Here is a 15791-nt window from a genome sequence, read left to right as displayed (position 1 = left end):
CAGAAAGAAAATTCGATTCCCTGAGTAGCGGCGAGCGAAACGGGAAGAGCCCAAACCAAAGAGCTTGCTCTTTGGGGTTGTAGGACACTCTATACGGAGTTACAAAAGAATGAATTAGACGAAGCGACTTGGAAAGGTCCGCGAAACAAGGTAAAAGCCCTGTAGTCAAAAGTTCATTCCCTCCAGAGTGGATCCTGAGTACGGCGGAACACGTGAAATTCCGTCGGAATCCGGGAGGACCATCTCCCAAGGCTAAATACTACCTAGTGACCGATAGTGAACCAGTACCGTGAGGGAAAGGTGAAAAGCACCCCGGAAGGGGAGTGAAATAGACCCTGAAACCGTGTGCCTACAAGTAGTTAGAGCCCGTTAATGGGTGATAGCGTGCCTTTTGTAGAATGAACCGGCGAGTTACGATTACGTGCGAGGTTAAGTTGAGAAGACGGAGCCGCAGCGAAAGCGAGTCTGAATAGGGCGAATTAGTACGTGGTCGTAGACCCGAAACCAGGTGATCTACCCATGTCCAGGGTGAAGGTGAGGTAACACTCACTGGAGGCCCGAACCCACGCACGTTGAAAAGTGCGGGGATGAGGTGTGGGTAGCGGAGAAATTCCAATCGAACCTGGAGATAGCTGGTTCTCTCCGAAATAGCTTTAGGGCTAGCCTCGTGATTGAGAATACCGGAGGTAGAGCACTGTTTGGACTAGGGGGGCATCTCGCTTTACCGAATTCAGACAAACTCCGAATGCCGGATATTTATACACGGGAGTCAGACTGCGAGTGATAAGATCCGTAGTCAAGAGGGAAACAGCCCAGACCACCAGCTAAGGTCCCCAAGTAATCGTTAAGTGGAAAAGGATGTGGCGTTGCTTAGACAACCAGGATGTTGGCTTAGAAGCAGCCATCATTTAAAGAGTGCGTAATAGCTCACTGGTCGAGTGACGCTGCGCCGAAAATGTATCGGGGCTAAACGATTCACCGAAGCTGTGGATGCATACTTTGAGTATGCGTGGTAGGAGAGCGTTCTAACAGCGTTGAAGTCAGACCGGAAGGACTGGTGGAGCGGTTAGAAGTGAGAATGCCGGTATGAGTAGCGAAACATGGGTGAGAATCCCATGCACCGTATGACTAAGGTTTCCTGAGGAAGGCTCGTCCGCTCAGGGTTAGTCGGGACCTAAGCCGAGGCCGATAGGCGTAGGCGATGGACAACAGGTTGATATTCCTGTACCACCTCCTCACCGTTTGAGAAATGGGGGGACGCAGTAGGATAGGGTAAGCACGCCGTTGGTTGCGCGTGTTCAAGCAGTAAGGCGTGTATGTAGGCAAATCCGCATACTATAACGTTGAGCTGTGATGACGAGCTCGTATGAGCGAAGTTCCTGATTTCACACTGCCAAGAAAAGCCTCTATCGAGGTGAGAGGTGCCCGTACCGCAAACCGACACAGGTAGTCGAGGAGAGAATCCTAAGGTGTGCGAGAGAACTCTCGTTAAGGAACTCGGCAAAATGACCCCGTAACTTCGGGAGAAGGGGTGCTTCTTTGGGTGCATAGCCTAGAGAAGCCGCAGTGAATAGGCCCAGGCGACTGTTTAGCAAAAACACAGGTCTCTGCAAAACCGTAAGGTGACGTATAGGGGCTGACGCCTGCCCGGTGCTGGAAGGTTAAGAGGAGCGGTTAGCGCAAGCGAAGCTGTGAATTGAAGCCCCAGTAAACGGCGGCCGTAACTATAACGGTCCTAAGGTAGCGAAATTCCTTGTCGGGTAAGTTCCGACCCGCACGAAAGGCGTAACGATCTGGGCACTGTCTCAACGAGAGACTCGGTGAAATTATAGTACCTGTGAAGATGCAGGTTACCCGCGACAGGACGGAAAGACCCCGTGGAGCTTTACTGTAGCCTGATATTGAATTTTGGTACAACTTGTACAGGATAGGTAGGAGCCAGAGATCTCGGAGCGCCAGCTTCGAAGGAGGCGTCGGTGGGATACTACCCTGGTTGTATTGAACTTCTAACCCATGCCCCTTAGCGGGGTAGGAGACAGTGTCAGGCGGACAGTTTGACTGGGGCGGTCGCCTCCTAAAGAGTAACGGAGGCGCCCAAAGGTTCCCTCAGAATGGTTGGAAATCATTCGTAGAGTGTAAAGGCATAAGGGAGCTTGACTGCGAGACCTACAAGTCGAGCAGGGTCGAAAGACGGGCTTAGTGATCCGGTGGTTCCGCATGGAAGGGCCATCGCTCAACGGATAAAAGCTACCCCGGGGATAACAGGCTTATCTCCCCCAAGAGTCCACATCGACGGGGAGGTTTGGCACCTCGATGTCGGCTCATCGCATCCTGGGGCTGTAGTCGGTCCCAAGGGTTGGGCTGTTCGCCCATTAAAGCGGTACGCGAGCTGGGTTCAGAACGTCGTGAGACAGTTCGGTCCCTATCCGTCGTGGGCGTAGGAAATTTGAGAGGAGCTGTCCTTAGTACGAGAGGACCGGGATGGACATACCGCTGGTGTACCAGTTGTCTTGCCAAAGGCATCGCTGGGTAGCTATGTATGGACGGGATAAGTGCTGAAAGCATCTAAGCATGAAGCCCCCCTCAAGATGAGATTTCCCATTACGCAAGTAAGTAAGACCCCTGAAAGACGATCAGGTAGATAGGTTCGAGGTGGAAGTGCGGTGACGCATGCAGCTGACGAATACTAATCGGTCGAGGACTTAACCACATTTTATTGCTCAATTCAATGAAACGTTTATCCAGTTTTGAAAGAATGAAAATTCTTTTACATAGGCTTATTAAAAGCCATTATAGTGAAGTGATGATGGCAAAGAGGTCACACCCGTTCCCATACCGAACACGGAAGTTAAGCTCTTTAGCGCCGATGGTAGTTGGGGGCTTCCCCCTGTGAGAGTAGGACGTCGCTTCGCACACGCAAAACCACTGAGGAATCAGTGGTTTTTTTGTTGTTATAAATAGTTTCATTTTTTATATTCTCACCATTGTTATAAATAGTTTCATTTTTTATATTCTCACCATTGTCATAAATTCTGTAACGTCATTACTAAATTCATCTTCTTTGACAAAACCAAGCTTTTTATATAAATGAATGGCTCTCTGATTAAACATCGCTACGGTTAATCTTAGTGATTTACTTGGATACTTCTCCTCAATAAATTTCATAATGGCTGTACAAAACTCGAACCCATTGCCTTTTCCAACAAGATTTGGGTGCATTCCGACTCCCATATCTATTAAATCTGCTTTATAAACACCGAAATGGGTTCCTCTAGGTACTTGAGCACTCTCTCCGATACAGAAAAATCCAATTACCTCTTTATTTTTATCAGCAATGGCATAGTACAATCCATCCATTAATTCTTCCAAAGCCTCATCACTTTGTTCATTATTATAAAAATCGTAAGGCTGTTCATATTTCCATCCGAGAATGGTAGTGGCCATCTTACTGTTCATCTTTTCGATAAAGAATTCCATTATTGTGACACCTCTTTTATTTATTTACACAATTGATAGTAACATAAAATTTCCATTTTAAAACGACCATCTTTACTGTGAAAGGTAACTTTGGCTATCTTTAAACAGACATAACAAAGTAAGATAAAATATAAAGGATTTATAAAGTCACAATTATCGATAAAATTACTTGTTATAGTGATGGTAGGAGGCGTACATGATGGAACAACAAATTCTTTTAGTGGAAGATGACCGTGAAATTGCGCGCATTATTAAAGACACCTTAATAAAGGAAGGCTATGCAGTGACATGGGCAACGACTGGGATTGAAGGATTAGAAGATTTTTCTGCCGGTAGCTATGATTTAATACTTGTTGATTGGATGATGCCTGAAATGGATGGGCTATCAATGATTGAACATATTCGACTGCAAAGTGATGTTCCAATTATTATGATCAGTGCAAAAAGTAATGAATCGGATAAAGTCACAGGGTTACAAGATGCCGATGATTATTTGGCAAAGCCGTTTTCTTTAGAAGAGTTAAAAGCGCGTGTTCGTTCTCAAATACGACGATGGCAGAGATATAATAGAGTTTTCACAGCAGAAGATATGGTTTCATATGTACATGGATTAAAAATTGATTGGGTAAAAGAATGTGTTTATATCGAAGAGGTTGAAGTTAGCTTGACGCAAAAAGAGTTTGCGTTACTGAAAGTATTGGCACAAAATCCTTTCGAGCTATTTACAAAGGAAGCGTTGTATACACATGTTTGGCACCTAGTTGAGCTGGATCAAACACATACGGTAACGGTGCATATTAAAGCATTGCGTGAGAAGCTGCAGGATCCTGTAAAATCACCTAACTATATACAAACTGTATGGGGAAAGGGCTACCGCTTTATAGGTGAACAAGTATGAAAATTAAATCATGGCTTCTCCTTACGTATTTGCTTGTCATGATATTACCGTTACTTGCACTGTATGGGCTATATGTATCCATTAACGATTACTACCAGGATAAAAGTCTTGATGAGTATTTTGAGAAGTGGACAGTTGTATCAGATATAAAAGATTATTTGGATAATCCGTCGCTTTACACGATTAATGCTAATTATAAGGAAATCGAGAAACTGACATCCGATCAGTTGATGATTACGCTGTACAGTCCGAATGGCAAGATTTATTATTCCTCGAATTTAATCAACTCTTTAAACGGTTTTGAATCAAAAAGTGCTGTTTATAAAAGTCTGTTTGAATTTAAACAAAACTATGAAACATTCGTTTATAAAGAACCTGTTTATGAAGATGGGAAAATTAAGGGTATATACAAGATTACGCTCGTTCGTTCAGAATGGCTGGAACAAGTAAACACAAAATCACTTATTGTCGTAACGAGTTTAATTGTAGTAATGCTGTTGTTATATGGGGCGGTTGTCTATATGCTGAATAGGCGCCTCAATAAGCCGGTAAAAAGACTAATGAAACAAATGCGCGCTTTCGCCAAGGATGAAGCAACTAGTCCGCTACCGGTAAAAAAGGATGAAATCGGAGATCTAACCGAGAGCTTTCAATTAATGCAGCAGGAAATTACAGCAACTCGAAAAAAGCTTGCATTAGAGCAGCAGCAAAAGGAATTTATGATTGCCAGTCTGTCACATGACTTGAAAACGCCTCTAACATCAATTCAAGCATATGCAGAAAGTTTACGGCATGGGAACCATACTGAAAAAGATCATCAGGAGTATTTGCAAATCATTCAGTCCAAATCAGATTATATGAAGCAGTTGCTTGATGATTTAATGATGTTAACATTATTGCAGTCACCGACATATGAACTGGAACTTGTAAAAGTTGAAGGCGAAGAGTTTTTCGATATGCTTTTGGGCGACTATGAACAAATCAGCAAAGAAAAGGGGTTTGAAGCAAAGACGACAGCCAATGTGGAAGGGAGTTATCTTGTAAATCCGAAGCAATTGATGCGCGTTGTCGATAATGTTGTCGCGAATGCCTGGACGTACACAAATCCGGGAGGAGCGATTTATATATCCGCATTTGAAACGATGAATATTCCTGCATGGAGTACAAAAAGGGTTGCAGATAACTTTACGGAAAAGGGCGTATATATCGTCGTCCAAAATAGCGGGGTGACCATATCGGAACAGCAGTGTGAGCAAATGTTTGAGCCGCTGTATCAGTTTGATGTTTCTCGAAGCCATATAGGTGAGCGAGGGGCTGGTCTCGGTTTGAGTATTGCAAAGCAAATTATCGCTAAGCATAATGGGACAATTAAAGCTGAAACACAGCAAGAACAATTAGCAATTGTCATCTGGCTACCACCAATTGAAGAAGAGGGGAATGGATAAAATGAAAAAAATGATATATTCAGCAACATTAATTTTAACGCTGTCTTTAGCGGCATGCAGCAATGAGGAAAATTACTCACCCCAAGAAATATTGAATCAGGCGATGCAAGAAACATCTGAACTTGATTCTTATTATGGAGAATATAAGACAACAATGGACGACGGGACCGAGATTCTTTCGAAGCAATGGGAGAAAAAAGGAAAGACACGTGTAGAAATGGTTGATTCCACAGGAGAAGAATCGATTGCGGTTAATGATGGCAAAACATTAACTTCCTATTCGAAAACAACGAATGAAGCAATGATTTTTGAGCTAGGGCCAGAAGTAGAAAGTTTAGTTCGTCCAACGCTAAAAGAGCAGGCATTGAATACGTTGGAACAAATAAAAAATTCCCACGATATTACAATTGGTGAAGAAGAAAAGATTGCTGGGCATGAAACGTACCATTTAATTGCAAAGGCCAAAAAGCAAAATACGCTTATTGGGGATATGGAAATTTGGGTAGATAAAAAAACATGGATGACATTAAAAACGATTTCGGCAAGTGGCGATATGAAAATAACTTCTGAATTTACTAAATTTGAGCCAAACAGTAAAATTGACGATGCTAAATTTAGTGTAGACATACCCGAAGATGCCGTTGTTAAGGTCGAATCTTTCAAGCCATTGGAACAATTGACAGTAGAGCAGGCTGTCGAGAAGATTGGACCATTTTTTATATTCCCTGAATCCCTTGGTTACACATTGGAAGGAATTGAAGACATGGGGGTTACTGATACGGGAGAGATTGCCTTAACATATTCCAAAAACGGTGATAAGCAATTCTCGCTTTCAATCTTTAAGCCAATGCAGTCAATTGGAGAGGAAGAAGAACTGATTGAAGTGCGCGGACAAAAGGGTTCTAAAATCGAGTTGGGTACTTTCAAAACAATCCAATGGGATGAAGAAGGTTTACGATATAATGTGATTTTAGAAAATCCGGACTTAACATTCGAGGAAATACTGCAGTTAACAGAGAAAATGGAGATTATAAAATAAACAATTCGGAGCAATTACAGGAAATTTGTGATTGCTCCTTTTTAATTTTACTTGTGACAAATCGTTCACAAAATAAAACCATTCTATTAGAAAGTACTAAAAGTATCGTGGTATAGTTAGAGCGATATTTTACATGTGGAAGGATGACCTTTTTGGCTAAAAAGCAAGTATGGTATGAAGTAGAAGAAAATGAAACAATCGAGCAATGCCTTGAAAGAATGAAGAAAGATGGCTATATGCCGTTTGGGCGTAGAGAAGAGCCGGTGTTCGAAGAAGTAAATGGCGAGCCTATCTATTTGCGACAAAAAATACAATTTAAAGGTGTATTAATAGAAGAATAACGTACTACTCGATTAAAAACCGAACAATATCTTTTGCTTTAAAAATATTGTTCGCATTTTTGCATTGATTTTATGCGTAACCCTTGTTAAAATGTGTACAGGAAAAACATTTAATCCCTCATATATGCTAGAGAATATGGCTCTAGTGTCTCTACCCGGCACCGTAAATACCGGACTATGTGGGAAAGCAACTTCAGGTATGATGAAATAAAGGATGTGGATCTCAATGCAATTATCTACATATACTTTTAATGCTCAGTCCTCAAGTAGATTGCTTTCTCATGCGTAGAGCGTAGAGAGCAATTTATTTGAGGATTTTTTTACATTTATTACACAAATGGCGAAGATGTTTAAAGGAGCGAAACTCATGAATCCGAAAATTGGCGTTATTATGGGAAGTTCAAGTGATTGGGAAACGATGAAGCATGCTTGTGACATTTTGGACGAGCTGCAAGTGCCTTATGAAAAGCAAGTCGTTTCAGCACATCGCACACCAGATTTAATGTTTGAATATGCGGAAGCTGCACGTGGACGCGGTATTCAAGTAATTATTGCAGGGGCTGGTGGAGCAGCTCATTTACCAGGTATGGTAGCAGCAAAAACGACGTTACCTGTAATTGGGGTACCTGTACAGTCACGTGCGCTAAACGGACTCGATTCACTATTATCGATTGTCCAAATGCCAGGTGGTGTACCTGTCGCAACTGTAGCAATTGGCAAGGCAGGAGCAACAAATGCAGGCCTGCTTGCAGCGCAAATTTTAGGAGCGTTTGATCAGGAACTTGCTGCAAAGCTTGAGGCACGACGTGAAGCGACAAAAGCGCAAGTTTTGGAAAGCACAGGTGACTTAACGTGACGAAAATGATTTACCCTGGACAAACAATCGGCATCATCGGCGGTGGTCAGCTTGGTCGTATGATGGCAGTTGCCGCAAAAGAAGCTGGCTATAAAATCGCAGTACTGGAGCCAACAATGGATTCGCCTTGTGGACAAGTGGCAGACATACGAATTGTCGCAGCTTACGATGATGAAGCAGCATTGGAAGAGCTGGCGGAAGTTAGTGATGTCATAACATATGAGTTTGAGAATATCGATTACGATGGTTTGAAACGTTTAACACAAATGGCCTATGTTCCTCAAGGCGCAGAGCTTGTGCGCATTACACAAAATCGTGTCACAGAAAAGCAAATGATTGTTGAGGCAGGCTGTCCGGTTGCACCGTATATTGTCGCATCTACATATGAAGAGCTGCTAGAAAACATTGGAGAAATCGGCTTCCCATGTATCGTTAAAACAGCACGGGGCGGTTATGACGGGAAAGGCCAGCAGTTATTGAAATCAGTTGAGGACTTACCACTGGCAAAAGATTTATTTACACATTTACAATGTATTGCAGAGGGTTTTGTTCCATTTACGAAAGAGATTTCTGTCATCGTTCAGCGCAATGGTGATGGTGAAACATACTGCTTACCTGTCGGAGAAAACATTCATATAAACCACATTTTACATGAAACGATTGTCCCGGCCCGTATCGAACAGTCGACAGCACAATTAGCTGAAGAAGCTGCACTTAAAATTGCCGATTCACTTAAACTGATCGGAACATTGGCAGTGGAAATGTTCGTCCTTGAAGATGGCAGCATCGTAATAAATGAATGTGCGCCACGTCCGCATAACTCAGGCCATTATTCGATTGAGGCATGCAATATTTCCCAGTTTACACAGCATATTCGTGCAGTATGCGGATGGCCGCTACGTAAACCAAAACTGTGGGCACCATCAATTATGGTGAATGTACTTGGTCAGCATGTCGTTCCACTAACAAATTCAATTTCAAAATTTCCTGACTGGTCAGTACATTTGTACGGGAAATCAGAAGCAAAGGTAAACCGGAAAATGGGTCATGTTACAATCATGACAGATGATATAAATACAGCATTACAACAAATAACAGACTCTGGTATTTGGCCGGAGTAAAAGGAGAAGATTTATGATAGAACGCTATACACGTCCAGAAATGGGTGCTATTTGGACTGAAGAGAACAAATTTAAAGCATGGCTTGAAGTAGAGATTTTAGCTTGTGAAGCATGGGCTGAAATCGGTGAAATTCCTAAAGAAGATGTAGCAAAATTACGTGCTAACGCATCATTTGATATCGATCGCATCTATGAAATTGAACAGGAAACACGTCATGATGTAGTAGCATTTACACGAGCTGTTTCGGAAACACCAGCACTTGGCGAAGAAAAAAAATGGGTGCACTACGGTTTAACTTCAACGGACGTTGTAGATACAGCACTATCATACTTAATCAAACAGGCGAATGAAATTTTACGCAAAGATTTACACCAATTCATCGCCATTCTGACAGAAAAAGCAAAAGAGCATAAATTTACAGTAATGATGGGGCGTACACACGGTGTGCATGCAGAACCGACAACATTTGGTTTAAAGCTGGCATTATGGCTTGAAGAAATGCGCCGTAACTTAGTACGTTTTGAAGAAGCCGCAAAAGTAATTGAAACAGGTAAAATGAGCGGTGCTGTAGGAACATATGCCAATATTAATCCACGTGTGGAAAGCTATGTATGTGAACATCTTGGATTAGCAGCTGCACCAATTTCTACACAAACATTACAGCGTGACCGTCATGCACAATACTTTTCTACATTGGCATTAATCGCTACATCAATTGAAAAATTTGCGACAGAAATCCGCGGACTGCAAAAATCTGAAACACGTGAAGTGGAAGAAGGGTTTGCGAAAGGGCAAAAAGGTTCTTCTGCTATGCCGCATAAGCGAAACCCAATCGGCTCTGAAAATATGACAGGTATGGCACGATTGATGCGCGGTTACATGCTGACAGCTTATGAGAATGTAGCTTTATGGCATGAACGTGATATTTCACATTCTTCAGCTGAACGTGTCATTATTCCGGATGCCACAATTACATTAAATTATATGTTAAATCGTTTCGGTAATATTTTGAAAAACTTAACTGTATTCCCTGACAATATGAAACGCAATATGGAGCGTACATTTGGTCTGATCTACTCTCAGCGTATTTTACTTGCGTTAATCGACAAAGGATTATCACGTGAGGAAGCGTACGATACGGTTCAGCCATTAACAGCGCGAGCTTGGGATGAGCAAACACAATTCCGTCCGCTTGTAGAAGCGAGTGAAGAAATCACAACGCATCTATCACCGGAAGAAATTGCAGACTGCTTTGACTATAACTACCATATTCAGAATGTTGATTTGATTTTCGAACGTTTAGGTCTTAACTAACTAATCAATTAATCAGGAGGAATACGTCATGAATAAAGGCCAGCTTTTATATGAAGGGAAAGCAAAACGATTATATACAACAGAAGATACTGAAATACTTTTTGTTGAATACAAAGATAGTGCGACAGCATTTAATGGTGAGAAAAAAGCCGAGATTGCTGGAAAGGGAAATTTAAACAACCAAATTACGACGTTACTTTTCGAAAAGTTACAAGCAAACGGAATTGAGTCACATTTCGTAAAAAGGCTTTCAGCGAACGAACAGCTTGTACGTAAAGTCGAAATTATTCCAATCGAAGTTGTTACACGCAATATTGCTGCAGGCAGCCTGGCAAAACGTCTAGGCTTGGATGAGGGCACACCGCTTAAGCGTCCAATCGTCGAATTTTACTATAAAGATGATGCATTAGGTGATCCAATCATTACAACGGAGCATATTGACGTGCTGAATATCGCAACACCGATCGAAGTAGAACAGCTGTATAATGCGGCACTGCATGTGAATAAAGTGCTGCGTCCGATTTTTACTGCGGTTGGTGTAACATTAGTCGACTTCAAACTGGAATTTGGTCGTGATAAAGACGGCAATATTTTACTTGCCGATGAAATTTCTCCTGATACTTGTCGTTTGTGGGACTCTAATACAAAACAAAAGCTTGATAAAGACGTATTCCGCCGTGATTTAGGCAATCTAACGGAAGTATATGAAATTATATTACAAAAACTTGGAGGCAACTAACTCATGAAGAAAGTTAAAATATATGTAACATTAAAAGAAAGCATCCTGGATCCACAAGGTTCTGCAGTTCAAGGCTCATTGCAAAAAATCGGTTATGGCGAAGTATCTGACGTACGTATCGGTAAATATTTAGAAGTTACAATTCAAGACACTGACCGCGATATAGATACAATCGTAAAAGAAATGTGCGAAAAAGTATTAACAAATACGGTAATCGAAAAGTACCGTTATGAAGTTGAGGAGGCATAATACGATGAAATTTGCAGTACTCGTTTTCCCGGGGTCTAACTGTGATATCGACATGTTTCATGCGATTAAGGACGAGCTAGGTGAAAAAGTAGAATATGTTTGGCATACAGCTACAAGTCTAGACGGATTTGACGGGGCATTAGTGCCTGGCGGTTTCTCATATGGAGATTATTTACGTTGTGGCGCAATGGCAAACCAATCAAACATTATGTCGGCTCTAAAAGAATTTGCTGCACAAGGCAAACCAGTGCTAGGTGTTTGTAACGGATTCCAGATTTTAACGGAAGCAGGGCTGTTACCTGGTGCTCTAATCCGCAATAAAAATCTTAAATTCATGTGTCGTACAGTACAGCTAAAAGTTGAGAACAACAACACTTTATTTACAAACGGATATGAAGAGGGAGAAGTAATCAATATTCCGATCGCGCACGGTGAAGGAAACTACTACTGTGATGACGAAACATTAGCCTCTTTACAAGCCAATAACCAGATTGTCTTTACATATGAGGGTGAAAATCCGAACGGTTCTTTAGCGGATATCGCAGGAATTATCAATAAAGAAGGCAATGTACTCGGCATGATGCCACATCCAGAGCGTGCTGCAAATGAAATCGTTGGTGGCGCAGATGGTCTTAAACTATTTAAATCAATTGTGAAGCAGTGGAGGGAACAGCATGTTAACAACTAATTTCGAACCAACACCAGAGCAAATTAAGGAAAAACGTCTCTATGCAGACATGGGGATGTCAGATGCGGAATTTGACTTAGCAATTGAAAAATTAGGTCGTATTCCAAACTGGACAGAAACAGGTCTTTTCTCGGTAATGTGGTCTGAGCACTGCTCTTATAAAAAATCGAAGCCGGTACTTCGTAAATTCCCGACAAAAGGTCCTCAAGTACTGCAAGGTCCTGGTGAAGGTGCCGGTATTGTTGACATCGGTGATGAGCAAGCGGTCGTTTTCAAAATGGAATCACATAACCATCCATCTGCGATTGAACCATACCAAGGTGCTGCAACAGGTGTAGGCGGAATTATCCGTGACGTTTTCTCAATGGGTGCACGTCCAATTGCGATGCTGAATTCCTTACGTTTTGGTGAGTTGAAATCAGCACGCGGTAAATATTTATTTGAAGAAGTTGTTGCTGGTATTGCAGGTTACGGAAACTGTATCGGTATTCCGACAGTAGGCGGTGAAATTGGTTTTGATCCGTGCTACGAAGGAAATCCGCTTGTAAATGCAATGTGTGTCGGATTAATCGATCATAAGGATATCCAAAAAGGTATTGCTGCAGGAGTAGGAAATACTGTAATGTACGTTGGTGCGAAAACAGGTCGTGACGGTATTCACGGTGCAACATTCTCTTCTGAAGAATTGACAGAAGATACTGAAGAAAGTCGTTCGGCAGTACAAGTTGGGGATCCGTTCATGGAAAAATTACTTCTTGAAGCTTGTCTGGAAGTTGTAAAATCAGATGCATTAGTTGGTATTCAAGATATGGGTGCAGCAGGTCTTACTTCGTCTTCAGCAGAAATGGCCTCTAAAGCCGGTACTGGTGTAGAAATGAACTTGGACTTAGTTCCTCAACGTGAAACAAATATGTCAGCGTATGAAATGATGTTATCAGAGTCTCAAGAGCGCATGCTGATCGTTGTAAAAGCAGGTCGTGAAGATGAAATTAAAGCGATTTTCGATAAATATGATCTTGATGCGGTAGCAGTAGGAAGAGTTACAGAAGACAAAATGCTTCGTTTACTGCACAAAGGTGAAGTGGTAGCAGAAGTGCCTGCAGACGCGCTTGCTGAAGACGCACCGGTTTACAATATGCCGGATGCTGAACCAGCTTACTTCGCAGAATATCAGGCAATGGAAAATACAGAACCAAACGTAACAGATTATAAAGAAACGTTAACAGCACTTTTAAAAGCGCCGACAATCGCTTCAAAAGAGTGGGTTTACGATCAATATGACTATCAAGTACGTACAAATACGGTTGTAGCACCAGGTTCGGATGCTGCAGTATTACGTGTACGCGGTACAAATAAAGGGTTGGCGATGACGACAGACTGTAATGCTCGCTATATCTACCTAGACCCTACAACGGGCGGGAAAATTGCTGTTGCTGAAGCAGCGCGTAACATCGTATGTTCAGGCGGACAACCACTTGCGATTACAGACTGCCTAAACTTCGGTAATCCGGAAAAACCTGAAATCTTCTGGCAAATTCAAAAATCGGCTGCCGGTATTGCGGAAGCTTGTTTAGCATTAGATGCACCGGTAATTGGCGGTAACGTGTCAATGTACAATGAGCGTTCAGGTGAAGCAGTTTATCCAACACCAACAATCGGTATGGTTGGATTAGTAAAAGATTTAGCACATGTTACAACTCAGGAAGTAAAAGCTGCCGGAGACGTTGTATATATAGTCGGCGACACGAAAACAGAATTCGGTGGATCTGAATTACAAAAGTTAGTGGAAGGCGGCATTTCTGGCAAAGCACCTTCAATCGACTTGACAGTAGAAGCGGCACGTCAACAATCTATTTTAGAAGCGATTCAAGCAGGACTTGTTCAATCAGCGCATGATGTTTCTGAAGGTGGGGTTGCGGTTGCATTAGCAGAGAAAACTTTCGCAGCAAAAGGTTTAGGCTTAGACGTAGCATTAACTGGTTCTGCAATAACGGCTTTATTCGCTGAATCACAATCACGCTTTGTATTAACTGTGAAAGCTGAACATGCAGAAGGCTTTGAAACAATCGTAAAAGATGCACAAAAAATTGGTACAGTAACAGACGACGCGAACATAAAAATTAGCGGTGAAGCTGGTGTACTTGTTGAAGGTACTGTGGAGGAATTCCGTTCTGCCTGGAAAGGAGCAATTCCATGCTTGCTGAAATCAGAGGCTTAAATGAGGAATGTGGTGTATTTGGCATTTGGGGTAACCAGGATGCGGCGCACTTAAGTTATTACGGTTTACACGCATTACAGCATCGTGGACAGGAAGGAGCTGGTATCGTCACAACTGACGGTAATCAGCTTCAGGCTGTACGTGGTGAAGGTCTTGTAAATGACGTGTTCAATGAAAATAAATTACGTAAAGTAGTAGGACACGCGGCAATTGCGCATGTACGATACGCAACAGCAGGCGGCAAAGGACTGGAAAATGTCCAGCCATTGTTATTCCGTTCTTCAACTGGCTCACTGGCAATTGCCCATAATGGAAACTTAGTGAATGCCACACATTTAAAACAGTTTTTAGAGCGCTCTGGCAGCATTTTCAACTCGACTTCCGATACAGAGGTTGTTGTACATTTAATTAAAAAATCAAAACACTCTCCATTTCGTTCAAAAGTGAAAGAAGCATTGTCGCTATTAAAAGGCGCATTCTCTATTATTCTATTGACGAATGATCAAATGATTGTAGCGCGCGACCGAAACGGCTTACGTCCCCTTTCACTTGGAAAATTGGGTGATTCTTATGTTGTTGCTTCTGAAACTTGTGCATTTGATTTAATCGGGGCGGAATACGTACGTGAAGTGGAACCGGGCGAGTTATTGATTATTTCAAATAATGGTCTTGAAGTCGACAGCTATGTTGAAAAGGACAAGCGAACAATGTGTGCGATGGAATATGTGTATCTTGCACGTCCTGATTCAAATATTGATGAAGTAAATATCCATATGGCACGTAAACGCATGGGGAAAGAACTCGCAAAAGAATGTGCCCATATTGAAGCGGATGTCGTTACAGGAGTTCCAGATTCGTCCATTTCTGCAGCAATAGGATTTTCTGAAGCGAGCGGAATTCCATACGAGCTTGGCTTAATTAAAAACCGCTATGTTGGTCGTACTTTTATCCAGCCGACACAGGAACTTCGCGAACGTGGTGTTAAAATGAAACTATCACCGGTAGTTCAAGTTGTTAAAGGAAAACGTGTCGTAATGGTAGATGATTCAATTGTACGCGGTACAACATCGAGACGCATTGTACGCATGCTGAAAGAAGCAGGGGCGGCAGAAGTACATGTTGTGATTTCTTCCCCTCCAATGACGGATCCTTGTTATTACGGAATCGATACATCGACACATGAAGAGCTGATAGCATCAAGCCACAGTGTGGAAGATATACGAGTTGCAATTGAAGCGGACACATTAACATTTTTATCTTTGGAAGGTATGGTCCGTGCAACGAACCGCCCGTTTGAAGATGAAAATGGCGGACTTTGCGTCGCATGCTTTACAGGAAAATACCCGACAGAAATATTCCCGGACACAGTTTTACCACATGAAAAAGACTGTTAGAAATTAAGGAG

Annotated in this window: 13 protein-coding genes, 2 rRNA genes and 1 riboswitch (1 of these 16 cut by a window edge); of the genes, 14 read left to right on the top strand and 1 reads right to left on the bottom strand. The window is 42.2% G+C overall.

All coding sequences use genetic code 11. The features are described 5' to 3' along the window. Positions 1–2710, top strand: a 23S ribosomal RNA gene (locus tag MHH44_RS19215); it begins 219 nt to the left of the window's first position. 86 nt (positions 2711–2796) lie between these two features. Continuing rightward, positions 2797–2912 (top strand): 5S ribosomal RNA (gene rrf / locus MHH44_RS19210). A gap of 94 nt (positions 2913–3006) precedes the next feature. Here rrf and MHH44_RS19205 read toward each other — a convergent pair. Next, positions 3007–3477, bottom strand: coding sequence for a GNAT family N-acetyltransferase (locus tag MHH44_RS19205; protein ID WP_340799371.1), 471 nt, complete (start codon positions 3475–3477; stop codon positions 3007–3009). Between the two features lie 199 nt (positions 3478–3676). Here MHH44_RS19205 and MHH44_RS19200 point away from each other — a divergent pair, with 199 nt between their 5' ends. The 12 genes from MHH44_RS19200 (at position 3677) to purF (ending at position 15780) form a co-directional block, all read left to right on the top strand. Continuing rightward, a complete protein-coding gene (locus MHH44_RS19200; protein WP_340799370.1) occupies positions 3677–4375 on the top strand; it encodes a response regulator transcription factor in 699 nt (232 codons plus the stop codon). Next, the gene (locus MHH44_RS19195; protein WP_340799369.1) at positions 4372–5820 is read left to right on the top strand and encodes a HAMP domain-containing sensor histidine kinase; all 1449 of its coding nucleotides are present in this window, start codon (positions 4372–4374) and stop codon (positions 5818–5820) included. Before MHH44_RS19200 ends, MHH44_RS19195 begins: the two co-directional genes overlap by 4 nt. 1 nt (position 5821) lies before the next feature. Beyond that, positions 5822–6859, top strand: a complete 1038-nt coding sequence (locus MHH44_RS19190) for a LolA family protein (RefSeq protein WP_340799368.1) — start codon at positions 5822–5824, stop codon at positions 6857–6859. Positions 6860–7011: 152 nt separating this feature from the next. Further along, complete coding sequence (locus MHH44_RS19185; RefSeq protein WP_008408744.1) at positions 7012–7200, top strand: NETI motif-containing protein; 189 nt, start codon at positions 7012–7014, stop codon at positions 7198–7200. A 98-nt stretch (positions 7201–7298) separates the two neighbouring features. Further along, a riboswitch (purine riboswitch) is annotated at positions 7299–7398 on the top strand. 169 nt (positions 7399–7567) lie between these two features. Further along, positions 7568–8056, top strand: coding sequence for a 5-(carboxyamino)imidazole ribonucleotide mutase (gene purE / locus MHH44_RS19180; protein ID WP_014822577.1), 489 nt, complete (start codon positions 7568–7570; stop codon positions 8054–8056). Then, the gene (gene purK / locus MHH44_RS19175) at positions 8053–9177 is read left to right on the top strand and encodes a 5-(carboxyamino)imidazole ribonucleotide synthase (RefSeq protein ID WP_340799367.1); all 1125 of its coding nucleotides are present in this window, start codon (positions 8053–8055) and stop codon (positions 9175–9177) included. The genes purE and purK overlap by 4 nt, the downstream gene beginning before the upstream one ends. 13 nt (positions 9178–9190) lie before the next feature. Continuing rightward, entirely contained in the window at positions 9191–10492 is a 1302-nt protein-coding gene (gene purB, locus MHH44_RS19170; RefSeq protein WP_008408740.1) for an adenylosuccinate lyase, read from the top strand. Positions 10493–10520: 28 nt separating this feature from the next. Further along, entirely contained in the window at positions 10521–11231 is a 711-nt protein-coding gene (gene purC / locus MHH44_RS19165; RefSeq protein ID WP_340799366.1) for a phosphoribosylaminoimidazolesuccinocarboxamide synthase, read from the top strand. Between the two features lie 3 nt (positions 11232–11234). After that, complete coding sequence (purS, locus tag MHH44_RS19160) at positions 11235–11480, top strand: phosphoribosylformylglycinamidine synthase subunit PurS (RefSeq protein WP_008408738.1); 246 nt, start codon at positions 11235–11237, stop codon at positions 11478–11480. 4 nt (positions 11481–11484) lie between these two features. Then, positions 11485–12168 carry a phosphoribosylformylglycinamidine synthase subunit PurQ gene (gene purQ / locus MHH44_RS19155; protein ID WP_008408737.1) on the top strand — a complete coding sequence of 228 codons (684 nt, stop codon included), beginning with the start codon at positions 11485–11487 and terminating at the stop codon, positions 12166–12168. Further along, positions 12155–14386, top strand: a complete 2232-nt coding sequence (purL, locus tag MHH44_RS19150) for a phosphoribosylformylglycinamidine synthase subunit PurL (RefSeq protein ID WP_340799365.1) — start codon at positions 12155–12157, stop codon at positions 14384–14386. The genes purQ and purL overlap by 14 nt, the downstream gene beginning before the upstream one ends. After that, positions 14362–15780: an amidophosphoribosyltransferase gene (gene purF, locus MHH44_RS19145; RefSeq protein ID WP_008408735.1), complete on the top strand. Its 1419-nt coding sequence runs from the start codon at positions 14362–14364 to the stop codon at positions 15778–15780. Before purL ends, purF begins: the two co-directional genes overlap by 25 nt. The last annotated feature ends 11 nt before the right edge of the window (positions 15781–15791 follow it).

The sequence above is a fragment of the Solibacillus sp. FSL K6-1126 genome (assembly GCF_038003445.1).
Classification (GTDB): Bacteria; Bacillota; Bacilli; order Bacillales_A; family Planococcaceae; genus Solibacillus; species Solibacillus silvestris.
This window is presented reverse-complemented; position numbering and strand designations above follow the sequence as displayed.